The following is a 25411-nucleotide window of genomic DNA, read 5'->3' on the forward strand; positions in this document are numbered from 1 at the left end:
ATAAAGTTAGAGCAAAGCTATAAGCTCTCCTGGGATGTCCGACAACTCCTGTGTAATTTGAACCTACAGTTACTTTAAACGGGACTCCTACATTACCTGTTTGATTGCCACGCCTTCGGCCCTGCGTATACGCAGACCAGCTATGGGAGAGGAAGGCAGGAATTCAGGTTGCGGTAACCCACCTGGCGTTAGCTAGGAGTCAAATAACAGGAAACGGCATTTTGGGAATGCTTTAGACTATAAAAGCAGTCATTTCGGTGGCTGCTTTTTCAATGTGGATTGTATTATGAGGGAACGTGTATGGATGTAAAGGCTGCGCTGATATCTCTGGGAAGAGATTTTGCGTACAAAATGCAGAAAAAGAATATCGCCGCCTTCGCAGGAAGCTGCGCGTATTTCTTTCTTATATCGATCGTTCCCCTGCTTATTCTGATTTCTTCAACATTGCCATATACAGCTGTAACAGAGGCTGATCTTGCCAAGGCACTTACGGATATAACCCCTGATTTTGCAGATGATATAGCACTTAAGCTTATTGATGAAGCCTATGAGCAATCCGTGGCGGTTTTTAGTATATCTGCTCTTGCAACAATATGGTCCGGGGCCCTTGGAATGTTATCAATCATAAGGGGGCTTAACTGTATCTATGATGTAGAAGAGCGCAGGAACTATTTTCACCTTAGATTCATCGCAGCACTTTATACACTGGCTATGATTGGAATTTTGCTGGTAATGCTGCTTATAATGGTATTTGAGAGGGTTGTCAGAAATATTGCAATAAGTCACTTCCCGAGCATAATGTTTATTATTTCGTTATCATCCTACCTTAAGTTCCTGGTGGTGATTGCCGTGTCGACTTTTGCTTTTGCACTGATATACACCTTTGTGCCCAGTGCCAAGATGACCTTTGTTTATCAGCTTCCGGGAGCACTGTTTTCCGCAGTGGTATGGTATCTTTTTTCCTGGTTGTTCTCTATTTACGTAAATATATCCGGATACTTCTCGGTTTACGGAAGTATTGCAACTCCGCTGATCATGATGATATGGCTGTACTTCTGTATTTCAATCTTTCTTATCGGAGCCTTTATAAACAGATTCTTCCATCCGGCGGTTAAGGTGCTCTATGATGATCACCACCAGAAGAAGGTCAGGGAGAAGGCCAAGAAAAAGAGTACAAGACAGATCCGTAAACCCAGAAAATACAACGAGTTTGGCTAAAAGGAGAAAAAATGAGGTTTGGAAAGTGGGTTAAGAAAAAATGGTTTGCTTATACGGTTGCTACCTGTAGTGCAGTAGTACTTTATATGCTGCTTGCTCATTTGGGAGATATGTTTGCGGCACTGGGATCATTCTTTTCGTTCTTAAGACCTGTTATTTCGGCAATTATAATAGCATATGTTATCAATCCGCTTGCCAATTTCTTTGACAGAAAGGTATTTCATAAATTAAAGGGCGAAAAGACAAGATGGTCACTGTCATCAATATGCGCTTTGATAGTACTTATCCTGTGCGTGGTCCTTTTGTTTGTTGCTCTTATACCGCAGCTTGTGGACAGTATTGCAACGCTGGTTTCCAATATGGATACTTATGTGAGCACACTTCAGAAGCTTCTTAGAGGATTTGAATCAGGGTCAAAAGGTTTCTTTGGTCTTGATATCGCTTCTCTTGCTAATTTCGGCGACAGCATACTCGAGAAGATAAGTACTTACTTCTCAGAGAACATGGGCTCAATTGCCGGTGGTACAGCCAATGTTGGAAGAGGTGTTTTTGATCTGGTAATTGCATTTATCCTTGCAGTTTATTTCCTTTTGGATAAGCGCAGGATCACCGGAGGAGTCGGAAGGTTTATGGCTCTTGTCATTAAGCCTGAATCCTTTACAAAGGCAACGGAGTTTTTGGAGAGATGTAATGATATCCTTATAAGATATATCAGCGTTGATGTTATAGACGGTCTCATTGTCGGAATTGTGAATTTCCTGTTTATGATCATTATGAGAATGCCTTATGCAGCTCTTATTTCAGTGATCGTCGGCATCACCAATCTGGCACCGACCTTTGGACCTATCGTCGGAGCACTGATAGGAGCATTTGTACTTGTTCTGGTAGAGCCCTGGTATGCTCTTTGGTTCCTTGTCTTTACCATAATCCTTCAGACATTGGACGGATATGTCATTAAGCCCAAGCTCTTTGGCGGTAGTCTCGGAGTATCTGCTCTTATGATCCTGATAGCCATTGTCCTGGGCGGAAGACTGTTTGGAGTCGGAGGCATTCTTTTAGCCATTCCTTTTGCTGCTATTATTGACTTCGCATGGAAAGATTTTGTGATAAAAAAACTTGAGGAGAGACGCGCAAAGAGGTACAATAATTAGTAGAGAAATTCTATGGGATTACAACATATTGGATTTTAATAAAGGGGGTATTTGATATGGATTTTATGGGTTTGATCGATGGTGCCATTGAATTTGCCAAGGACAAGATAGATCGTGTGTTGGATTTCTGGGACGGACTTGAGGAAGACAAGAAAAAGCTTCTCATCGGCTGCGTTGTTGCATCAGTATCAGTGATAGTAATTGCTTCAATCGCATACAGTATCGGCAAGTCCCAGGGCAAGAGAATTGCCATTGAGGAAGAGGATTTTTAATATAACACCTGATAAACTGGGAGCTTCTTAACAGAAGCTCCTTTTTGCTTATTATGGAGAAAACATGAAAAATTCTTTGATGAAGAAAGTTATAACTGCATTTCTTATATTTGTTTTGTTATTCATCTTTGCGTGGGTTACATTATTCGCATATCTGACGGTTGATGAATACAGACCTGAGGAAGTGGAGAACCTGCAAATAGCAGGAGAACCGGGAAATGCCGTCTCCAAGAGCAAGAGTATACGAATAATGAGCTGGAATATCGGGTATGGAGCGCTTGGAGACAACAGCGATTTCTTCATGGACGGAGGTACGATGGTTTACACCGCCGATGAGGAGAGAGTCAGTCAGAATCTGGATGACATTGATGCAGAGGTTGATAAAATAGCGCCTGATATTTTAATTACACAGGAAACGGATGTAAGCTCAGCAAGAGCGCGTTTTATCAATGAACCTCAGTATCTTGCAGAGCATTCTGAAGCTGATGTATTTCAAAATCAGAATCTCTTTTCATACAACTATAAGGTCAGTTTTGTACCGCTTCCTATACCTCCTATAGGCAAAGTTCATAGTGGGCTGGCGACATTTAGTAAGTTCGCTATAGATTCAGCAGAGAGGATAGCACTTCCTTGTCCCTTCAAATGGCCGCTCAGAACTATTAACCTCAAGAGAGGACTGCAGGAGATCAGAATGCCTATAGAGGGAAGTGACAGAGAACTGGTTATTATCAATTTTCACCTGGAGGCCTATGATTCGGGTGAGGGTAAGATAGCTCAGACCAAGCTGCTTAAGCAGATTCTGATTGATGAGTTTGAGAAGGGTAATTACGTTATTGCAGGAGGTGATTTTAATCAGCAGTTTTCCAACGTTGATACTGGGAAATATGCTGCACTGGATGGGATCTGGCAGGCACCGGTTATCGATGTCGCCGAGTTTGGGGATGATTTCAGATTTTTGGCCGATCCTGAGGTTCCGACCTGCAGGTCTTTGGACAAAATTCTTGTTTCTGCGCCGAGCAGGGATTACAGTGATTTCCAATATTATGTGATCGATGGCTTTATTGTTTCAAAGAACATCGAAGTTGAGCAGATGTACACAGAGGATCTTGGCTTTGTTTGCAGCGACCATAATCCTGTGGTCATGGACTTCAAACTTCGCTGATTTTTCGTGACAGTAAACGTTTAATCGCATATAATATTAGATAAGGTTTTTTAGCAACTATATATTTTGAAAGGGGACAGGAGTTAATGGTACACAAGGCAAAACGAAACGTAATTGTTGGACAGTCGGGAGGACCTACAGCGGCTATCAATTCATCGCTGGCAGGAGTATACAGGACTGCTATAGACCGTGGATACAAGAAGGTCTATGGAATGATCCACGGTGTTCAGGGGCTTATGGAAGGCAGATATGTTGATCTTTCTGATCATATTCAGTCAGGTCTTGATATCGAGCTTTTGAAGAGAACACCTTCAGCTTATCTCGGATCATGCAGATTCAAACTTCCTGAGATTTTTGAGAGCAAAGAGATTTACGAGAAGATATTTGAGATTCTCGATAAGCTTCAGATTGACTGCTTCATCTACATCGGTGGTAACGATTCAATGGACACCATCAAGAAGCTTTCGGATTACGCCATCATTTCAGGTTCAAACATCAGATTTGTAGGCTGCCCTAAGACAATTGACAACGATCTGGCGCTTACAGATCATACTCCGGGTTACGGCTCAGCAGCCAAGTACATCGGAACTTCCGTAAAAGAGATCATCAGAGACAGCTGGTCACTGGAGACTACAAGCGGACAGGTTATCATCGTTGAGGTTATGGGAAGAAATGCCGGATGGCTTACAGGCGCTACAGCTCTTGCAAAGGGTGAGGACTGTGACGGACCTGATGCAATCTATCTTCCTGAGCTTCCATTTGATATGGATGCATTCCTCAAGAAGATCAAAGCGCTCTTAAAGAGCAAGGCTTCTGTAGTTGTTGCTGTTTCAGAAGGTATCAGGACCAAGGACGGCAAGTATGTAAGCGAACTTGGAAACAACATTGACTATGTTGATGCTTTCGGACACAAGCAGCTTTCAGGAACAGCAAGATATCTCTGCGAAGTTGTTTCCAAGGAGTGCGGATGCAAGACTCGTCCTATCGAGCTTTCTACTCTTCAGAGAGCAGCAAGCCACTGTGCATCACGTGTAGATATCCTTGAGGCTTATGAGGTTGGTGGTGCAGCTATGAAGGCTGCTGACGAAGGCGACAGCGGCAAGATGGTTGTTATCCAGAGACTTTCAGATGATCCTTATCAGGCCGGAACAGAGGTTAAGGATGTTCATAAGATTGCCAATGACGAGCGTGTGGTTCCGAGAGAGTGGATCAACAAGGATGGCACATATGTAACAAACGAGTTCATTACTTATGTAAGACCTCTTATTCAGGGTGATGTAGGACCTATCATGGTAGATGGTATCCCGAGACACCTTTACAGACCTGGCTTCCAGGACATTCTGTAACCTGAAATACTTGAATTTTCTGAACAAAAAGACAGAAATTGTACTAAAAACTTGATAAAACCTTGTTTATGGTACAAAACTATAGTAGAATAGGCAATGTAGTAAATAATTTCTTTTTTGGAGGGAAACCAAATGAATAAGACAGAACTTATCGATGCAATCGCAAAGGAAGCTGGACTTTCTAAGAAGGATGCGGCTGCAGCACTGAACGCTTTCACAGACACTGTAACAAAGGAGCTCAAGAAAAAGGGTAAGGTTCAGCTTGTTGGCTTCGGTACATTCGAGACAACAAAGAGAGCAGCTAGAACAGGTAAGAATCCTCAGACTGGCGCTGCCATCAAGATTCCTGCTTCTGTAGCACCTAAGTTCAAGGCTGGTAAGGCTCTTAAGGATCTTGTTAACAAGAAATAATTTTTACTATAGGAAAAAGGCTGTGCGTTATTGCACAGTCTTTTTTTATTGTGTTATTATGTGTATATATTCACATTATCGGGCGGGACTAGGTTAATGTCATTTGAAAAAAGCTTTGAAAATTTTGTTCAAATATTGTCAGAAGAAGAGGTAACCCCGGAGATCACTCCCAGCGCACTGGCTGATCTTTCCAAGGATTACTCTATTCGTTCTATCGTTTCCGTTGTTTCTTTTAAGCCCGATTCGGATAAGGCCGGTGAGCCGGATACTATCATTCCTCTGTTTGGTCCAGCTGTCCAAAATGAAGAGCCCGATTATATATTTAAGAGCAATATGTCCGGCGAGAGGACTGTTACTTATTTTGTCTATACTCATGACAATAGAAGATGGAATGATGCGGAGTACAGGAATTTTTCTCTGATCATGGATGTTTTATCTTTTCACATGGAGAGGTTCCTGCTTATTAACATTGTCAAGAAAAGCGCATTTACTCAATATCTTACAGGACTGCCCAATTCCGGTGGCTTTCTGGCTTTTGTCAGAGAGAAGTTTTCAATCGGTCAGATAATGAAATATGACGCTTTTTTCCTTAATCTCAAGAGCTTTGGTCTTATAAGCCGCAGATACGGCATACAGGAAGGCGATGAGATAATGAAGCGCTATGCCAAAAAGCTCAATGAGTTTTGTGAGCCTGATGAGATTGTTGCCCATTTCGGAGGTGACAACTACACGGCTCTCATCAAGAAGGAGAGGACCAAAGCGTTTCTTAAATACATATCTGCCATTCCTGTTTTCGGCTACAAGAATGACAAGAGAGATGTATTTACAATCTCGGCAGTTGCCGGTGTTTACGCAATTGATGAGTCCATGACAAGCCCCGGACAGGTGATCTCCAGAGCCGGTATGGCTTGTAATTATGCCAAGAATGTGGCCAATAAGCCCTATGTATTTGTTAATAAGGCTATGAGCACCAGAATATATCGTCAGAAGCAGATTGAGGACAGATATGAGGAGGCTCTGGCCAACGATGAGTTCAGAATCTATCTTCAGCCCAAGGTTGATACAGAGACAGGCAAGATAGTAGGTGCTGAGTCTCTTGCAAGATGGTTCTGCAACGGAATAGTTCTTTATCCTACGGAATTTGTGCCCATCCTGGAACAGGAGGGTATGGTGGCATCCCTTGATCTTTATGTCCTCAAGAAGACCTGTGAGTTTATCAAGGAGTGGATTGATAACGGGATCACACCTGTACCTGTATCAGTCAATTTCTCCAGAAGAGATCTTACATACAAGGATCTGGCCAAAGAGATATTGGAGACAATCGACAGCTTTGGTATAGACAGGAAATATATTGAGATTGAGGTTACAGAGACTGCCAGTGAGGACGAGCGCGTTCTTATGACAAACTTTTTATCCAGACTCAAGGATGCCGAGATCTCCACAGCTATAGATGATTTTGGAACAGGTTATTCATCGCTGTCAACGCTGAGAGATTTTCCTGTTTCTGTAATCAAGATCGACAGGTCTTTTATCAATAACGACGAACTCAATACCAGCGATGAGATAGTACTCAGGAACATTGTGGCCATGGCCAATGAACTTGGAATAGATGTGGTTACAGAGGGAGTTGAGAGACCGGATCAGACACAGCTTCTTAAGAATGTAGGCTGTCATGTGGTTCAGGGATTTTTGTACGACAACCCGATGCCCAAGAAAGACTTTGAAAAGAGACTTCAAAAGGGCGTATATGATGAATAAAAATAACGCTGACTGAAAATCAAATCAGTCAGCGTTTTAATTTGCGTATCTTTAGTCGACTCTCTTGCCGCCCCAGAAGAACAGTGCAACGGTACCCGGGCCTGTGTGGCTTCCGATGGTGGTTCCGATGCTTACAATCTTAACCTTGCCCTTTAAGTTATGGAACTTGGATTCAATAAGATCTGCAACAGCTCTTGCTTCATCATAGCAGTCTGAGTTTGAAATATAGCAGTCGCCGTCATAATCAAGACCATTCTCGGCAAGCTCTTCCATTTTGGCTACCTGAGCCTTCATGGCTGCGTTGATTCCGCGAAGTTTGGAACGAACAATAAGTCTTCCCTGATAATCAACATTAAGGAGAGGACAGATCTTAAGGGCTCCGCCGATGATTCCGGCTGCCTTGGAAACTCGTCCGCCCCTTACGAGATATGTAAGATCTGATACAAAGAACCAGTGCTGGCATTCAAGTCTGTGCTCGATTACCCATTCATAGAGCTCATCGATGCTCATTCCGCTGTCACGAAGATCTGCAAGCTTGTTCATAACAAGTCCGTATCCTGCAGATGCTGCAAGTGAATCAACAACATATAGCTTTCTGTCCGGGTATTTGTCCCTGAGCTGATCCCTTGCAATTGTAGCTGAGTTAAGTGTTCCTGATATTCCGGAACTTAAGGTTAAGTGAAGAATATCTTTGCCTTCCTTGAGTATAGGCTCAAAGTAGTCAACATATTCACCGACGCTGACCTGTGAAGTCTTGGTCATGGCGCCTTTGGCCATGGCAGCATAGAAATCCTTGAAAGGATAGGAGATGCCAAGGTCATCAGGATAATCTTTTCCGTCAATATTGAAATGGAAGCAGACGTAGCTGATATCTCTTTCTTTAAAATGTTCTGCTGTAAGATCGGCAGTAGAACAACAGCTTAATACGTAATCCATAGTGAGTTAATCCTCCGAAATAATGATAAACATCTAGCTTATAATAACATTATTGTGGCATAACTAGCAACAAGGCTTTTTTTTTATTATAATTAGAGCGTAACCTTGATTCGTGCGGAGAAAATCTATGAAAGATTACAGCTTTATTGAAGTGGTGCTAACAGATGACAGTCATGTTCTTTTAGAGTGTGACGACAAAGCCAGGAAGATCTTTTCCGGGATTAATGATGGTGCACTGGAAGAGCGTGTAACCGATAAGTACAGGGAGAACTTTGTAAAAAAGCTTGAGCTGGCAGATGGCAAGTGGTTTCCTGCAAGAATAATCATAGGTGATGAGACTCCGCTGTTTTATATTAAGGCATTAAGGAAGAAGGGAAGCAGTAATATAAAGCTTATCCTGGTAAGCCTGGATGAGCTCCTGGAAACTCATGATGAACTTATAAGACTTTCATCTTCACTCAGGGCCCAGCTTGACCTGTACGAAGATGTGTTTTTTGAATACGATCCCGAGACTGATGTTGTGGGAGTTTTCAATACCGATATTGCCAAGTTTGACGCGGGACTATATTCAAGTGAAGAGTTTGAAGCGCTTTTGTGTGACGGGATTCCTGTCAAATCGCAAAAAGCGGTTAAGAATTTTATCGGCCAGATGAAGAGTAAGACCGGAAGGTTTTCATCAAGGGTTGATTCAAATGTTTTAAACGATGACAGCGGATATACAGTCTCCCTTATGGAAGGAGCATATGTCTTTTTCTATAAGGGAACAGAGAGTGTGGTTGGTCACATTCATGTGGGAAACGGCAATGGTAAGATTGTGGCTTCCAGTATTAAACGCGATTCCCTGACAGGGCTTGTGGATAAAGCGGATATTACAAGGATTGCTCAGGAGAGGATTGATGACAGAAAGCTCGAAGGAACGACACTGGCAATAATTGATATCGATTTCTTCAAGAATATAAATGATACTTACGGCCATCAGTTTGGCGATACAGTTATAAAAAGAGTTGCGGATATCATCGCTGCTGAGGTTGGAAATAGCGGTATTGCAGGCAGATTCGGAGGAGATGAGTTTCTTGTTGTTTTCTACAATGTAGAGGATGAGACTGATTTAAGAGATCACCTCAGGCGTATGTTTGATGTTGTAAAAGAGAGCTTCCCGGACAAAGGTGCTGATGGAAACTCACCACTTACTCTGTCTATCGGTACGGCTACGTATCCAAAAGATGCAACAAGTTATGAGGATGTATTCATGGTTGCCGATTATTGCCTGTATCTGGCCAAGGAGAAGGGCAGGAACAGATATATAATCTATACTCCCGAGAAGCATGCTTCTTTCGATGAGATCATGGCCAAGACCATGACTACCAGGAAGTTCAATGACAGAGGAGAACTTTCTTACGGAGATATGCTTATCAATATGTTTGATACTGTTCTCCATGGCCCGGGAGCTTCAGTTGAGAATCTTATAGATGAGTTTGCTGTAAACTTTGGAATTCAGCATATTCAGCTGTTTGTAGGAAAACCATTTGAATTTCGCTATTCTGCCGGAACGGATAATATCTGTGATACAGCCTCCAGGGATATGCTCACAGGCTTTCTGAATTCTCCGGTAAAAGACAAATATATGGCCGGAAGGAAATTCATAGTGGTCAACAAGATCGATCATATGCCGCCTCAGGCAGAGGCCTTTAAGATACATTTAAAAGAAATCGGTGTGTATTCTTTCATGTTTATATGCTTTAGCGATGCAGATGACAATGAATGTGTTATGCTGATCTCAAGTATAGGCAAGTATACGCAGTGGAATGAAATGCACTACAAGTATTACAGAGGTTTTGGAGATATTTTGGCATGCTGCCGGTGTAAAAACAATGCCATTGACAAAAGCTCTTTTGCAAAATAAAATAGTTTAAGTTAAATATTTAAGTGCAATGATGGTGTGGGCGATTGCCCGAGAAGATATATTCTTCTTACAGAGAATTGGAGTCATCGGCTGGAAGCTCCATAAGATCAGGATATATTGGAAATTTCGCACCGGAGCATACATTTAAAATGAGTGTCTGACCTATGGTCAGGAATAAGGGTGGTACCGCGATCAATTCGTCCCTTGTGTAGATTTACGCTACGCAAGGGCTTTTTTATTGTCTTGTGTAGAGTGTACATTATTTTTCAGGAGGAAGGAAATTTGGAAAACAGCGCATTACATCAGCAAATTGAAGCGATTCGTGAAGAAATCAAAGCCAGTTCCGAGAAGCTGGACAGCTCTAAGCTTGTTTATGAGCTGAGAAAGAGCTTTTTGGACAACAAGGGCGGCAAGATCTCTGCTCTTATGAAGGAGATGAAGAATATTGCCGCAGAGGATCGTGCTGAATACGGCAAAAATGTTAATGAACTTAAGACATGGGCTCTCGAGCACTTTGATGAACTCGACAAGAAGATGAAAGAGAAAGAGCTGAGGGCAAGATACGAGAGAGAGAAGCAGGATGTAACAATGCCTGCCAAGATGCGTTATCAGGGTAATCTTCATCCTGTAACACAGATGAGAGAGACTCTTATCGATATTTTTGCAGGAATGGGATTTGAAATTTATGAAGGCACAGAGATTGAGAATGACTACTACAATTTCACAGCCCTCAATACTCCTGCCGATCACCCTGCAAGGGATATGCAGGATACATTCTACTTAAGCCCTGAGTTCCTGCTCAGAACACAGACTTCATCAGGTCAGATCCACGTAATGGAGAACAAGAAGCCTCCGATCAAGATTTTATCTCCGGGTAAGGTTTTCCGTTCAGATGATGATGCAACTCATTCACCTATGTTCTCACAGATGGAAGGCCTTGTAGTTGACAAGAATGTTACACTCTGCGACCTGAAGGGCGCTTTGGAGACCTTTGCTCAGAAGATCTTCGGTGAGGGAACAACAACAAGACTTCGTCCGTCATACTTCCCGTTCACAGAGCCTTCAGTAGAGGTCGACTGCAGCTGCTTTGCATGCGGTGGAAAGGGATGTAACCTCTGTAAGGGTACCGGCTGGATTGAGGTTCTCGGAGCAGGTGTAGTTAACAAGAAGGTTTTGGAGAACTGCGGAATCGATTCAGAAGAGTACAGCGGATTTGCTTTTGGTATCGGTATCGAGCGTGCAACAATGCTCAAATACGGCATCAACAACATCAAGCTTTTATATGAGTCAGACATTGATGTTCTTAAGCAGATTGATCACTACGAATAATTCAGGAGGAAAACAAACATGTTAGTACCTTTAAGTTGGCTTAAAGATTTTGTTGATATAGATATCGAACCAAAAGAACTTGAGAAGAAGCTTTTCGACTGTGGATTTGAAGTTGAAGAGTGCTGGGAAGTGGGAAAAGACATATCCAAGGTTGTAGTTGGTCAGGTTGAGACCTGCGAGCCTATTCCCGAGACACATCTTCATGTATGTACAGTAAATGCAGGTGAGCATGGAACTTTCCAGGTATGCTGCGGAGCAGACAACGTTCAGGCAGGAGGCAAGTATCCTCTGGCTCTTGTAGGCGCTACAGTTATTGAAACCGAGAGAGACCATGTGACAGTTATCGGTGTTGCTACAATCAAGAAGGGCAAGCTTCGCGGCTATGATTCAGAGGGTATGCTCTGTTCAGGCGTTGAGCTCGGAGTAAGCGAGGATATGTATCCGGGAGCAGGTTACAACGGCCTTCTTGTTTTCCCTGAGGATACAGAGGTTGGCGCAGATGTTAAGCCTATCCTTGGTCTTGATGACTGGATCTTTGATGTTTCAATTACAGCAAACAGACCTGACTGCCAGAGTATCTACGGCCTTGCAAGAGAGGTTGCTGCTGCGCTTGATAAACCTTTAAAAGAGATTGACCTGTCCTACACAGAGACAGACGTTGAAAATGAAGGATTTAGCGTAACCGTAGAAGATCCCGATCTTTGCCCAAGATATATCGGACACTATGTATATGATGTAAAACTCGGTGAGAGCCCTCTTTGGATGAAGAGAAGACTTGCCATGGTAGGCAATAACGCGATCAATAATATCGTTGATATCACAAACTATATTATGAGAGAGCTCGGACAGCCTATGCATGCCTTTGACGGCAACTTTCTTGAGGGAAATAAGATCGTTGTAAGACGTGCCAAGCAGGGCGAGAAAATTGTAACTCTTGATGAGAACGAGTTTGAGCTCACAACAGACAATCTTGTAATCTGTGACGGCGTTAAGCCTGTAGCTCTTGCAGGTATCATGGGAGGTCTTAACTCAGAGATCCGTGATACAACAACTACAGTAACCTTTGAGGCTGCCAAGTTCATGCGTGACAATATCCGTAAGAGCTCAAGAGCACTGGGACAGTCATCCGATTCATCAGCTGCTTTTGCAAAGGGTGTTTACGAATACACAACTGTTATCGCCATGAAGAGAGCCCTTCACCTTATCGAGGAGCTTGGTGCAGGTAAGGTATCCAAAACTCACGTAGATATCAATACCGGAAACAGCCTTGAGAAGAAAGAGATGAAGGCTTCCATAAAGAAGGTAAACGGAGTTCTCGGTATTGAAGTTCCTACAGATGAGATCAAGAGAATTCTTACAAACTTAAGCTTTGAGCCTGTCATAAACGGTGATGAACTCACCATTAAGATTCCTGCATATCGTGAGGATATGGAAGACTATCCTGATATTGCAGAAGAGCTTATCCGTATGTACGGATATGATCACGTTGAGGCTACATTCCTTAAGGACTGCAATGTTACAGTCGGAGGAAGGAACCTTAAACAGAAGACTGAACTCAGGATCAAGAGAGCTCTTTGTGCACAGGGCGCATTTGAGTGCATGCATTACTCATTCTTCTCACCCAGTGATCTCGATCTTTTGGGATTTGCAGAGGATGCACCTGAGAGAGAAGCCATAAGGATCCTTAATCCTATAAATGAAGATCTTTCAATCATGAGAACAACTCTTGCAGCGCAGATGATCCACGCTATAGCAAGAAACCAGAAGAAAGGAACTCTTGAGGGAAGACTTTTTGAGCTTGGTAACAGATTTGTTCCAAAGTCACTTCCACTTACAGAATATCCTGATGAGAAGGCTACACTTTGCATCGGTATCTTCGGTGAGGGAGAGGATATCTTCACATTAAAGGGACTTGCTGAGAATGTTGCAGATGCTCTTCATATAAGCTTTAAGTATGAGCAGGGGGCAAGGACATTCCTTCACCCATACAGAACTGCCAAGATCCTTTGCGAAGGAGAAGAGGTCGGATACCTCGGACAGATCACATATGAGATCCAGGATGAGACAGACATGAGAATCCCTGCTTACATCTGCGAGATCGATCTTTCACTTCTTGATAAGTACTATGGCAAGACTCCTGTATTTGAGCCGCTTTCAAAGTTCGCAATCGTTAAGCGTGACCTTGCCCTTATCATGGACAAGACAGTTACCTGCGGAGAGGTTGAGGATGCTATCTATGGCTCTTGCAAGTATGTAACAGATGTTAAGCTCTTTGACGTATACGAGGGACTTCCTATTCCTCCTACCAAGAAGAGCATGGCCTTCACGATCACCTTCACTCCTAAGGATGAAGAGCTTACCGATGAGGCTATAAACGGATATGTAGACAAGATGCTCAGAAAGCTCTCATTTACCATGGGAATTGAAATCAGAAGTTAATTTGATTGAAACCTTAACAGGTGTTAAAATAGTCATTGCTTCAGTTAGCAATGACTATTTTTAATTCGAAAGGAGTTTTTATGAATAGAATAAACGCATGGACAACTTATAATGCTACTCAGCTCAAGGCTGTTGATAAGTTTGCAGATCAGTACAAGGTATTCCTTGATAATTCCAAGACTGAGAGAGAAGCTATCGATACCATTGTCAATGAGATTGAGGCAGCAGGCTACAGAGAGCTTAATACTTTGATCGGAGGCAAGACCAAGCTTAAAAAGGGCGATAAGGTTTACTCCGTATGGATGAACAAGTCAATTGCCATGTTCCAGATCGGATCAGATCCAATGGAAGCAGGTATGAACATCCTTGGTGCACACATTGATTCTCCAAGACTTGATGTTAAGCAGAACCCTCTTTACGAGGACAGCCAGATCGCATACCTTGATACACATTACTACGGCGGGATCAAGAAGTATCAGTATGTTGCAATGCCTCTTGCAATCCACGGCGTAATCGTTAAGACAGACGGCACAACAGTACAGCTTAATGTCGGTGAGGACGAGGATGATCCTGTATTCTTCGTATCAGACCTTCTTATTCACCTTGCTCAGGATCAGATGGCCAAAAAGGCTTCAAATGTTATCGAGGGTGAAGCTCTTGACCTTATTGTAGGAAACAGACCTTTTGTGATCGAGAAGGATGAGAAGGAAAAGGCTGCCAAGAAGAATACAAAGCTCTCAGCAGGCGAGCAGTATGCAATCGATGCAGAGAAGGCAGAAAAGGATGAGAGTGGTAAGCTTTCAGGAGCTGTAAAGCGTGGAATCGTAGCAATCCTTAATGACCTCTACGGAATCACAGAGGATGACTTCATTTCAGCTGAGCTTGAGATCGTTCCTGCAGGTAAGGCAAGAGATGCCGGCTTTGACAGATCAATGATCCTTGGATATGGACATGATGACAGGGTATGTGCTTATCCTTCAATGAGAGCTATCCTTGATGTCAAGAATGTAAAGAGAACATCCTGCTGTATCCTTGTTGATAAAGAGGAGATCGGATCAGTTGGCGCAACAGGCATGAGATCTCACTTCTTTGAGAATGCAGTTGCTGAGCTTATGAACCTTACGAAGGAAGGTTACAATGACCTTGCCCTCAGAAGATGCCTTGCAAATTCCTGCATGCTCTCATCTGATGTTAACGCAGGCTTTGATCCTAGCTACGCTTCATGCTTTGAGAAAAAGAATGCTTCCTATCTCGGAGGCGGACTTGTATTCAGCAAGTTTACAGGATCCCGTGGTAAGTCAGGTTCAAACGATGCAAACGCTGAGTTCATCGCAGAGATCAGAAAGGCTTACGAGAAGGACAAGATCGTTTATCAGACAGCTGAGCTTGGTAAGGTTGATGTCGGCGGCGGCGGAACCATCGCTTATATCCTTGCGCTCTATGGTATGAACGTTATTGATGCCGGTGTTGCAGTTCTTAACATGCACGCACCATGGGAGGCTATCAGCAAGGCTGACCTTTACGAAGCATACAGAGGATATGTATCATTCCTTCAGAACATTGATTTTAGAAACGAGTAATATAGAAAATAATGAGTGAAAACAAAGAAATTGGACTGAGTACAGCGGATTACTACTTCGATCTTCCACAGGAACTTATTGCACAGGATCCTCTTTTAAGAAGAGATGAGTGCAGACTTCTTACTGTGGATAAAAAGACCGGAGAAGTAGAGCATCACGTATTCAGCGAGATAATTAACTATTTAGAGCCCGGGGACTGCCTTGTTCTCAATAATACCAAGGTTATCCCTGCAAGGCTTCTTGGTGTCAAGGAAGAAACAGGCGCTGCGGTAGAGATTCTGCTTCTTAAGAGAAGAGGAGCAGATCTCTGGGAGTGCCTTGTTAAGCCGGGCAAAAAGCTCCGCCCGGGAGCAAGAGTAAGCTTTGGCGATGGTATCCTCACCGCGGAGATAACTGAGGTTGTAGAAGACGGTAACAGACTGGTAAAGTTCTTTTACGATGGAATATGGGAAGAGGTTTTGGATAAACTCGGCGAGATGCCGCTTCCTCCCTACATCACCCACAAGCTTCAGGACAAGAACATGTACCAGACGGTATATGCCAAGTATGACGGATCGGCAGCAGCCCCTACAGCCGGACTTCATTTTACCAATGAGCTTCTTCAGAAAATTCAGGATAAGGGTGTTGATCTTGCGTTTGTAACTCTTCATGTTGGTCTGGGTACCTTCAGACCGGTCAAGGTTACCAATGTCAAGGAACACATAATGCATTCCGAGTGGTATCAGGTTACAGCTGAGGCTGCTGAGAAGATTAATAAGGCAAAAGAGTCAGGTCACAGAGTTATCTGCGTCGGCACCACCAGCTGCAGGACCATTGAGAGCGCAGCTGATGAAAACGGAAGACTTACGGAGAAATCCGATGATACCTCAATCTTTATCTATCCGGGATATAAGTTTAAGGTAACAGACTGTCTTATCACTAATTTCCATCTTCCGGAGTCAACCCTTGTCATGCTGGTTTCTGCACTGGCAGGCAGAGAGCATGTACTTGCAGCTTATGATGAGGCTATTCGCGAGAGATACAGGTTCTTTTCTTTCGGCGATGCATGCTTTTTCTATGACAAAGAGCATTAGAGCATTAAATGTGTTAGAATAAAAGAAGCTAGGTTACTATCAATTCTTCAACATATGGGGGTGCATAATGGAAGAAAAGAGAAAACACAAAAGGCTTGGACTTACCGGAGAACTTATTCTCAAGAAACTTGGTGGAAATGACGAGGCACAGCCCGCTCAGATTGAGATCCATGACTGTTCAAGAGACGGTATCGGATTTTCAACTGATGTTCAGCTGACTATCGGAAACAATTACGAGGCTAACTTGACTCTTTGGACCAAGGAAGTTCTTCATGTATTTATACAGATAGTAAGAGCTGCCAAGGTTGGCGACGTATTCCAGTACGGCGGAATATTCATCGGAATGCCTGATGCAGACATTATGAGAATACAGGTCTATGAGACTGTAGAAGACCAGCTAAAGGAACAGGAAAACAATTCATGAAAATAGCAGTAGTAGGAACAGGATATGTAGGATTATCCAATTCGGTCCTTTTATCTCAGTATAACGATGTAACAGCAGTTGACGTTATACCTGAAAAAGTAGAAATGATAAATAACAGGAAATCTCCAATTGTAGACAAGGAGATCGAGGAGTATTTATCGACTAAGGAGTTAAGACTCCGTGCAACACTTAATGCTTCGGAAGCCTATGAAGATGCAGATTTTGTAATTATATCGACTCCTACAAACTATGACGAGAAGCTCAATTACTTTGACACATCTTCAGTCCTCAGCGTTGTTGACCAGGTCAGGAAAGAGAATCCCGATGCATACATCATTATCAAGTCAACAATACCTGTAGGATATACAGAGGAGTTGTCAGAGACATATCATACGGATCATATTATGTTTTCTCCCGAGTTCTTGAGAGAGGGACATGCGCTGTATGATAACCTTTATCCGTCCAGAATAATTGTCGGATACAACATGGAGAGCGAGGAAGCAGCTGAGAAGGCCCACATGTTTGCGGATCTTCTAAGGCAGGGAGCACTCAAAGAGAATGTCAGCGTTCTGTTTATGAACAGTACTGAGGCTGAATCTGTTAAGCTCTTTGCCAATACATATCTGGCACTTCGTGTATCGTTCTTTAACGAGCTTGATACCTATGCAGAGGTGAGAGGCCTCAACACCAGAAATATCATTGACGGTGTTTGTCTTGATCCGAGAGTAGGTAATTTCTATAACAATCCATCCTTTGGATATGGCGGATACTGCCTGCCCAAGGATACCAAGCAGCTCCTTGCCAACTATGAGGATGTTCCCAACAACCTCATTACGGCCATTGTAGATGCCAACAGGACCAGGAAGGACTTTATTGCTGACAGAGTATGGGCCCTTCACCCCAATAAGGTTGGTGTATACAGACTTACTATGAAGGCAGGCTCGGATAACTTCAGACAGTCAGCCATCCAGGGCATCATGAAGCGTATCAAGTCAAGAGGTATCGAATGCGTGGTTTATGAGCCAACTTTAAAGGATGATGATTTCTTCAATTCAAGAGTTGAGAGAGATCTTGATAAGTTCAAGAAAGAATGTGATTTCATCATCGCAAACCGCCTTACAGACGAGCTCAAGGACGTGGTGGACAAGGTTTACACAAGGGATCTGTTCGGTAATGAATAAAGAATTGATTGGCCTCCTTGGCAGATAACCAAGGAGGCTTTTTGGTAAAAGGGACTATGGAAGAGAAGCACAAGAGAAGAGTTCACTACTCGGGCAAGTACCCGAAGAAATTTGAAGAAAAATATAAGGAACAGAATCCTGAGAAGTATGCGGATACAATAGCCCATGTAATTTCCAAGGGCTCAACTCCTGCAGGAATGCACATTTCCATTATGGTAAAAGAGATCCTGGAGGTCCTTAGGATACAGCCCGGAGAGCAGGGACTTGACTGTACCCTTGGCTATGGCGGACATACCAGGAAGATGCTGGAAGAGCTCAATGGAAGCGGCTGTGTATACGGTCTGGATGTAGACCCGATAGAATCAAAAAAGACTGTAGAAAGGCTGCGGGATGCAGGCTTTGATGAGGACAGATTTAAGTTCAGACTCATCAACTTTGCCAATATAGATAAAGTCTGCGAAGAAGCAGGTAAATTTGATTTTGTACTGGCGGATCTTGGTGTTTCTTCTATGCAGATAGATGATCCGAAGAGGGGCTTTTCATACAAGATTGACGGACCCCTTGACCTTCGTCTTGATCCAGAGCACGGAGAGTCTGCAGCAGAGAGACTTCACAACATCACAAGGGATGAGTTTGTGGGAATGCTTATAGAAAACTCCGACGAGCCCTATGCAGAGGAGATTGCAGACAAGGTCTTTTCTCTGATGAAGAAGGGCGATGCCATGGATACAACAACAGCTCTCAGAGAGGCTATTGAAGCTGCTCTTTGGAAGGTTCCGAAGGAAGAGAAGAAGGACGCTGTCAAAAAGAGCTGTGCCAGAGTATTTCAGGCCCTGAGAATAGATGTAAACAGTGAATTTGAAGTGCTGTATTCATTTCTTGAAAAGCTTCCGGGTATCTTAAATCCGGGAGCAAGAGTAGCCATCCTTACCTTCCACTCGGGAGAGGACAGGCTGGTAAAGAAATCTTTTAAGGCATTATACAAAGAAGGAATATACAGCGAGATCTCAGAGGATGTCACAAGACCCTCCGCTGAGGAACAGAGGATAAACCCAAGGAGCAAGTCTACCAAGCTAAGGTGGGCTATACGTAGTACGCAATAACAATGAATGACAATAAAATGTTTTATAGAAATCTAATAAGAATATCACTGCCAATTGCTCTCCAGAGCCTGATGCTGGCGCTGGTGGCAGCTTGTGATGCCCTGATGCTCGGACGTGTTGCTCAGGCTCAGATGACGGCAGTTTCTCTTGCCACTCAGATCCAGTTTGTGCAGAATATGTTCCTCTCGGCTGCAACAGCTGCCGGAGCTATTCTTGGTGCACAGTATTGGGGAAAGGGCGATAAGAGGACCCTGGAAGACATATTTGACCTGATGCTGATGTTCTGCGGAATGGTATCAATACTGTTTTTTACAGCGTGTGAGTTTTGCCCCGGGGCACTCATGTCCATATTTGCAGGGGATAAAGAGCTGATTGCCATTGGTAGTTCATACCTTAGAATAGCCGGCTGGTCATACCTTATAACAGGTGTATCCCAGTGCTACCTTACTATCATGAAGGTAACTGAGAATGTAAAGGCCGGAGCACTCATAAGCTCAGCAGCGGTAGTGATCAACATTGCTTTTAATGCAGTACTTATCTTCGGGCTTTTCGGACTTCCTGCCATGGAAGCAAAGGGAGCAGCTCTGGCAACAACTATCGCAAGAGTCATAGAGCTTTCGATATGTCTTTTGATATCGACAAAGAGCACCTATATAAGGCCTGCCCTTGGGCGTATGTTTTCTTTGTCAAAAGACCTTGTGAAGGACTTTTTCAGACAGTGCCTGCCTCTCATGGGAGGTGGCCTTTGCTGGGGAGTAGGCTTTACGTCATACACAGCAATAATGGGACACATGGGTGTCGATGCAGCAGCTGCCAATTCCGTAGCTGCGGTGGTAAGAGACCTTGTGTGCTGTATGTGTAACGGTATAGGAAGTGCTGCAGGAATCATTGTGGGCAATGAGCTTGGCGCCGGAAGGCTTGAGCTTGGCAAAAAATATGGAATCAAACTGACTAAACTATCGTTTGTGATAGGATTTATTTCAACGGGAATTGTTCTGGCGGTTACGCCACTTGTGGTCAATGGAGTGATCCTTACCGACAAGGCTCGTGACTATCTTATCTGGATGATGGTCATCATGTCTTTTTACATGATAGGAAGATGCGTAAACACAGTGACTATAAACGGTGTCCTGGACGGCGGAGGAGATACGCTTTTTGACCTCTACAGCCTTATTGTATGCATGTGGATGATAGCGATCCCTCTGGCACTGTGCGGAGCCTTTGTATTCCACTGGTCACCTTTGGCGGTCTATGCATGCACCTGCCTGGATGAAGTAGGCAAGATCCCGTGGGTTATGATAAGAGTCAGAAAGTATAAATGGGTCAAAGACCTTACGAGATAACAAGGAGAACAGATATGAAAATGATACAGCTAAATAAATACACAGACTTTATTGTAGAGAAGACAACGGAGCTCTTAAACATTGATTCACCAACAGGCTATACTGAGGAAGCAGCAGCCTGGGTTAAGAAGGAATTTGAGAGCCTTGGATTTAAAACTAAAACAACCAATAAGGGCGGAATCATTGTTGATCTTACAGGCAAGGATAAGAATAACGGCCTTCTTCTCGAGGCTCACACTGATACCCTTGGCGGAATGGTTGCTACCATCAAGGATAACGGAAGACTTCAGCTGACTAACCTTGGCGGAATGAATCCCAACAACGCTGAGACAGAAAATGTCAGAGTTGTGACCAAGTTTGACGGCATCTACGAAGGTACCTTCCAGCTCAACAATGCGTCAATCCATGTAAACGGAGAGTATGACGACACCAAGAGAACCTGGGAGAACTGTGAAGTTGTTCTTGATGAAGATGTTAAGAAAAAAGAGGATACAGAGAAGCTTGGAATCTCAGTTGGCGATATCGTATGCTTTGAGCCTAATGTGAGAGTTACAAAGTCGGGATATATCAAGTCAAGATTTCTTGATGATAAGCTCAGTGTAGGTATTCTTCTTGGTCTTGCCAAGTATATCAAGGATAAAAAGGTTACTCCCAAAAGAGCCCTTTATGCGCATATTACTGTGTTTGAGGAGGTTGGCCACGGCGGAAGCGGAAGCGTACCGGAAGGATGTACAGAGGCTATTTCGGTGGATATGGGATGTGTCGGTGATGGACTTACATGCACCGAGAAGCAGGTTTCTATCTGCGCCAAGGACAGCGGAGGCCCCTACTCCTATGACATCGTTAAGGGACTTGTTACAGCGGCCAAAGAGAGTGGCGCAGACTACGCAGTTGATATCTATCCTCACTACGGAAGCGACGTTGAGGCTACATTAAGATCCGGTGTTGATCTTAAGCACGGACTTATCGGTGCCGGCGTTTATGCTTCCCACGGCTATGAGAGAAGCCACAGGGACGGAGCAGAGAACGTACTTCGCCTTCTTATCGGATATGCACTTTAAGATTTAATGTACGGGGGTACAGCTTATGGGTAAAAGAATCTTAAACAGCTTTGCAAGCGATTTTGAGAAAATGGGTAAAAAGGAGCTCCTCAGCGCTATAGCTGAGAGCGAGGGAAGAACTATTATAACTGAGTGTATCGGTATGTTTACACCTCAGTGTGAGGACGTATCCAATGCTGAGCTCTGTGCAGCTTTTGGTTCAGACTTTATTCTCTGCAATATCTTTGATGTCTGGAACCCTGATGTTAAGGGACTTCCTGAGCATAAGGCAGAGGATACGGCGCGCCTGATAAAAGAACTGACCGGCCTTCCTCTTGCTATCAATCTCGAACCGGGTAAGATCATTGAAGGCTCTGACAACCCCTGGGCTCTTACAAAGGGGCGCATTGCCAATGCGGAGAATGCTGTTCGTGCCAGAGACATGGGAGTCAACATGATCCTGATAACCGGTAATCCGGGTATCGGTGTAACCAACGAAGGTATTCTTAATGCGATCAGAGAGATAAAAGAAGCTGTCGGAGATGATATGATCATTGCCTCCGGCAAGATGCATGCAGCGGGCATTATCACAGAGGGTGCGGATGCTATCCTTACTATGGAAGATATCGACGCCTTTGCTGAGGCCGGTGCTGATATCATTCTTCTTCCTGCGCCGGGAACTGTTCCCGGAATCACTGTGGAATGGGCAAGGGAGAGAGTAAGCTATATCCATAAAAAGGGCAGACTCTCCATGACTGCCATCGGAACCAGCCAGGAGGGTACTGATGAGGAGACCATCAAGCAGATTGCTATTATGTGCAAACAGACAGGAACAGATATACATCACATAGGAGACAGTGGTCATCCCGGTATTGCTGCGCCTAAGAACATCATGGCCTACAGCATCAGTATTCGAGGCATTCGTCATACCTATCACCGTATGGCAGCAAGTGCTAGAAGATAAGCTGAGCAGAGAAAAATCACTTCTTCTGACTCTTCCTGTATTCCTTTGGAGTCATTTTGTATTTGGCTTTAAAAACATTCTGAAAGTAGCTCTGGGTTGAGAAACACAGATACTCGCTTATCTCACTGATAGTCTTGTCGGTATAGGTTAGAAGGCTCTTAGCTTCTTCCAGTTTGCGGCGCATTATATAAGAGCTGATATTAAAACCAAGCTCTCTCTTAAACTTTTTGGACAGAGTAGTTCTGTCCATGTTCAGGTGCTTTGCAATCTCTTCTACAGAGATATTCTGGTTTACATGATTTGCAATAAACTGGATTGCGAGATAGATGTCCTCAGGCATGCCTTTTGGTATCCTGGCCTCTGCCACGCGGCTTGTAAAATCAATGGCTGCTGTGGCATTTAGAGCCAGTATGGAAGCCTGATCGGACATCTTTTCTGCTTCCTGGATATATGAGTCAGAGAGCTGATAAGCTGTTTCTATATCAAGGCCTCCTGCTATTGCTCGACGTGTAGCTATAGCAGTGGTTGATATGAAAATGTTTTTGGCCTGGCGAAGCGAATCATTGGAAGTACGACCTTCTGTAAAAGAGGGCACTTGCTGAATGAAATGCTGAAGACCGTTTACGTCACCTCTTTCTATATAGCCATAGTATTGTTGTTCAAAAAAGTAAGTGTCATGGAACTGCGACTGTTCTTTATTTTCGACCAGAGCGTCTGCATGATGTTTTCCCACGCGTTGTTCTTTTGTCTTATCTGTAAAACCGAAGTATTCAAATATATCTACAATATTCCCGTTTAATTCTTTATTTAAGAGAGCCATTATGTTTAGAAGCTGAGAGACGGTAAAACTGGGAGTTTTGTCGTAAAAATCCCATATCTGTTCTTTATAGTCTATCGGCAGAGAGTAGCTGGCAATCAGTGAGTCTATATCTGTTTCTGAGAGAATTGTTGTGGATACAGGTCCTATTATGATGTCCATATCTTTTGTATCACTCTTTATAATACCCACGTGCAAAAACTCTTTTGTAGAAAAATAGTTAAGTGAAGCCTCTTTGAAAACAATATTGTTTCTGTATGCGACTATAAAGTCTACAGGTAATTCATTATTCGGTATTGAGCATATACAGTTATTGTTCTCAAATAAGTGAATAGGCATGAATGTAGAATTATAGATTATCTGTAAGGTGTTTATAAGCTCTTTTGTATAGTCTTTCATATGTTGATCACCAATGAATTAAATCAGCAACATAGTTACAATAATATTCACATAACTACAATAATTCTATTACCTCCAATCTTATAATGTCAACATAAGAGCTATTTATGTAAAACGGAGGAAAGAATTATGTCAAAGAAACCACTGGGTTTAGACAAAGATGGTATTCAAAAAGTCATGCGAACAGGAGACTATTTCGCAGATTCATTGGGTCAGTTTTCACTTAATGTAATTTCGGGTCTGGTTGGACAGTTAACTTACTTTTACACAGATAAAGTAGGAATAGCTGCTGCAGCAATAGCAACAATGCTTCTTATTTGTAAGATAATTGATGCTTTCACAGACATATTCATGGGACATATAGTTGATCATACAGCTCCCGGAAAAGAAAAGTACAGACCATGGCTGTTTAGAATGGCAATACCGGCAGCTATAGTTATTGTATCTCTGTTTACAGTTCCCAAGGGCTGGGGAGAGACAATGCAGCTTGGATATCTGCTTATAACTAATGTTTTGTTATCTGCAGTTATTTATACAGCAATATGTATTCCGTATGCTTCTATTCAGGTTGTAAGAACTGACAGCCAGGAAGAGCGAGGAAACATGGGAATATGGAGAGCAGCAGCCGGATATGTATCAGGTATGATCATAGCAGTAGCTGTTATTCCTATCACCAATGCACTTGGCGGTAATCAGAGTGCATGGATCAAGATGGGAGCTATCTTTGGACTGTTTATTGCGCTTGCATTGTTTATTTGTTATTTAAAGGCAAAGGAGACTGCAACAGGAGAAGGTGTTCAGGCAGATAACGCAACTGATGATGAGGAGCCTGTTCCCTTTGGAGAAGCGCTTAAATCTTTGTTTGGCAACAAGTACTGGGTAATGATCCTGATCATGAATTTCTGCGCTAATATCTCTTATGGAATCAGTGGCGCAGCAGGAACATATTACTGCAAGTGGATATATGGAGATGACAATTTGGTTGCTATTCAAGGCGCGATCGGTATGATACCTACACTTCTTGGATTCATAGCTGTTGGACCGATGTCTAAAAAGCTTGGCGTTACAAAGACACTCAGGGTTTCGTTCATGATCGGAGCCATCGGCACAGCTTTAAGACTCTTTAATCCGACACACTTTGTTTACAACACTACTCTTTCATGTTTTGCTACTTTCGCAAACATTCCTATGATGTGTCTCATGGGGGTTATGTCTGCCATGGCGATTGATTATAATGAATATAAGTATGGCAGAAGAATGGTTGCTACAGCTCAGAGCGCATGCAGCTTTGGTAATAAGGTTGGATCTGGTATCGGCGCTTCAATAATTGGATGGTGCCTTGGCCTTGCAGCTTATGACGGACTGGCAACAACTGTATCACCTGCTGTTATTCAGGCAATTTACACATTCAGCATCTATATTCCTCTTATTCTGTTCATCGTATTGTTTGTTTTTGCTTTGCGATTTGATCTTGAAAAGAGACTTCCTGAAATTCATAAAGAGATTGCTGCAAGAAAGTAAAGTTGAGGGGAGCAGATTCTGTTCCCCTTATTTCTAAGGAG

Annotated in this window: 21 protein-coding genes and 1 other RNA gene; 20 read left to right on the forward strand and 2 right to left on the reverse strand. The window is 43.2% G+C overall.

Annotated elements, in window-relative coordinates; genetic code table 11:
• The first annotated feature begins 23 nt into the window (after nt 1-23).
• The 8 genes from ssrS (at nt 24) to G590_RS0112075 (ending at nt 7318) form a co-directional block, all read left to right on the forward strand.
• A non-coding RNA gene (gene ssrS, locus G590_RS21110) (6S RNA) lies at nt 24-232 on the forward strand.
• A 68-nt stretch (nt 233-300) separates the two neighbouring features.
• Nucleotides 301-1218 carry a YihY/virulence factor BrkB family protein gene (locus G590_RS0112045; protein ID WP_022765922.1) on the forward strand — a complete coding sequence of 306 codons (918 nt, stop codon included), beginning with the start codon at nt 301-303 and terminating at the stop codon, nt 1216-1218.
• 11 nt (nt 1219-1229) lie between these two features.
• Nucleotides 1230-2369: an AI-2E family transporter gene (locus G590_RS0112050; protein WP_022765923.1), complete on the forward strand. Its 1140-nt coding sequence runs from the start codon at nt 1230-1232 to the stop codon at nt 2367-2369.
• Nucleotides 2370-2425: 56 nt separating this feature from the next.
• The gene (locus tag G590_RS0112055) at nt 2426-2641 is read left to right on the forward strand and encodes a hypothetical protein (protein ID WP_022765924.1); all 216 of its coding nucleotides are present in this window, start codon (nt 2426-2428) and stop codon (nt 2639-2641) included.
• Nucleotides 2642-2705: 64 nt separating this feature from the next.
• Entirely contained in the window at nt 2706-3803 is a 1098-nt protein-coding gene (locus tag G590_RS0112060; protein ID WP_022765925.1) for an endonuclease/exonuclease/phosphatase family protein, read from the forward strand.
• 86 nt (nt 3804-3889) lie between these two features.
• The gene (locus G590_RS0112065; RefSeq protein WP_022765926.1) at nt 3890-5149 is read left to right on the forward strand and encodes a 6-phosphofructokinase; all 1260 of its coding nucleotides are present in this window, start codon (nt 3890-3892) and stop codon (nt 5147-5149) included.
• Between the two features lie 132 nt (nt 5150-5281).
• Nucleotides 5282-5560, forward strand: coding sequence for an HU family DNA-binding protein (locus G590_RS0112070; protein WP_013280467.1), 279 nt, complete (start codon nt 5282-5284; stop codon nt 5558-5560).
• A gap of 96 nt (nt 5561-5656) precedes the next feature.
• On the forward strand, nt 5657-7318 hold the full coding sequence (locus tag G590_RS0112075; protein WP_022765927.1) for a putative bifunctional diguanylate cyclase/phosphodiesterase: 1662 nt from the start codon (nt 5657-5659) through the stop codon (nt 7316-7318).
• 51 nt (nt 7319-7369) lie between these two features.
• On the opposite strand, the gene G590_RS0112080 is transcribed toward G590_RS0112075, so the two are convergent.
• The gene (locus tag G590_RS0112080) at nt 7370-8254 is read right to left on the reverse strand and encodes a DegV family protein (protein ID WP_022765928.1); all 885 of its coding nucleotides are present in this window, start codon (nt 8252-8254) and stop codon (nt 7370-7372) included.
• Between the two features lie 127 nt (nt 8255-8381).
• Between G590_RS0112080 and G590_RS0112085 the strand changes: the two genes are divergently transcribed.
• From G590_RS0112085 to G590_RS0112135, 11 genes are all read left to right on the forward strand, one after another.
• Nucleotides 8382-10157, forward strand: coding sequence for a GGDEF domain-containing protein (locus tag G590_RS0112085; RefSeq protein WP_022765929.1), 1776 nt, complete (start codon nt 8382-8384; stop codon nt 10155-10157).
• A gap of 282 nt (nt 10158-10439) precedes the next feature.
• The gene (pheS, locus tag G590_RS0112090) at nt 10440-11486 is read left to right on the forward strand and encodes a phenylalanine--tRNA ligase subunit alpha (RefSeq protein WP_022765930.1); all 1047 of its coding nucleotides are present in this window, start codon (nt 10440-10442) and stop codon (nt 11484-11486) included.
• A gap of 18 nt (nt 11487-11504) precedes the next feature.
• Nucleotides 11505-13925 carry a phenylalanine--tRNA ligase subunit beta gene (gene pheT, locus G590_RS0112095; protein ID WP_022765931.1) on the forward strand — a complete coding sequence of 807 codons (2421 nt, stop codon included), beginning with the start codon at nt 11505-11507 and terminating at the stop codon, nt 13923-13925.
• Nucleotides 13926-14005: 80 nt separating this feature from the next.
• Nucleotides 14006-15505, forward strand: coding sequence for an aminopeptidase (locus tag G590_RS0112100; protein ID WP_022765932.1), 1500 nt, complete (start codon nt 14006-14008; stop codon nt 15503-15505).
• Between the two features lie 11 nt (nt 15506-15516).
• Entirely contained in the window at nt 15517-16578 is a 1062-nt protein-coding gene (queA, locus tag G590_RS0112105) for a tRNA preQ1(34) S-adenosylmethionine ribosyltransferase-isomerase QueA (RefSeq protein ID WP_022765933.1), read from the forward strand.
• A 67-nt stretch (nt 16579-16645) separates the two neighbouring features.
• Nucleotides 16646-17002, forward strand: coding sequence for a PilZ domain-containing protein (locus G590_RS19385; protein WP_022765934.1), 357 nt, complete (start codon nt 16646-16648; stop codon nt 17000-17002).
• Nucleotides 16999-18183, forward strand: coding sequence for a nucleotide sugar dehydrogenase (locus G590_RS0112115; protein WP_022765935.1), 1185 nt, complete (start codon nt 16999-17001; stop codon nt 18181-18183). Before G590_RS19385 ends, G590_RS0112115 begins: the two co-directional genes overlap by 4 nt.
• 56 nt (nt 18184-18239) lie before the next feature.
• Nucleotides 18240-19286, forward strand: a complete 1047-nt coding sequence (gene rsmH, locus G590_RS0112120) for a 16S rRNA (cytosine(1402)-N(4))-methyltransferase RsmH (RefSeq protein WP_022765936.1) — start codon at nt 18240-18242, stop codon at nt 19284-19286.
• Nucleotides 19287-19303: 17 nt separating this feature from the next.
• On the forward strand, nt 19304-20629 hold the full coding sequence (locus G590_RS0112125) for an MATE family efflux transporter (RefSeq protein WP_242829776.1): 1326 nt from the start codon (nt 19304-19306) through the stop codon (nt 20627-20629).
• A 20-nt stretch (nt 20630-20649) separates the two neighbouring features.
• Nucleotides 20650-21690 (forward strand): M42 family metallopeptidase, encoded by a 1041-nt coding sequence (locus tag G590_RS0112130; RefSeq protein WP_026494110.1) that lies wholly within the window; start codon nt 20650-20652, stop codon nt 21688-21690.
• 25 nt (nt 21691-21715) lie between these two features.
• Complete coding sequence (locus G590_RS0112135; protein ID WP_022765939.1) at nt 21716-22633, forward strand: DUF7916 family protein; 918 nt, start codon at nt 21716-21718, stop codon at nt 22631-22633.
• Between the two features lie 16 nt (nt 22634-22649).
• Here the strand turns inward: G590_RS0112135 and G590_RS19390 are convergent, their stop codons facing one another.
• Nucleotides 22650-23849 carry a helix-turn-helix domain-containing protein gene (locus tag G590_RS19390; protein WP_022765940.1) on the reverse strand — a complete coding sequence of 400 codons (1200 nt, stop codon included), beginning with the start codon at nt 23847-23849 and terminating at the stop codon, nt 22650-22652.
• A 129-nt stretch (nt 23850-23978) separates the two neighbouring features.
• On the opposite strand from G590_RS19390, the gene G590_RS0112145 reads away from it, so the two are divergent.
• On the forward strand, nt 23979-25370 hold the full coding sequence (locus G590_RS0112145; protein ID WP_022765941.1) for an MFS transporter: 1392 nt from the start codon (nt 23979-23981) through the stop codon (nt 25368-25370).
• Nucleotides 25371-25411: the final 41 nt, after the last annotated feature.

This window comes from Butyrivibrio sp. XPD2006 (assembly GCF_000420865.1).
In the GTDB taxonomy this organism is placed as follows: Bacteria; Bacillota; Clostridia; order Lachnospirales; family Lachnospiraceae; genus Butyrivibrio.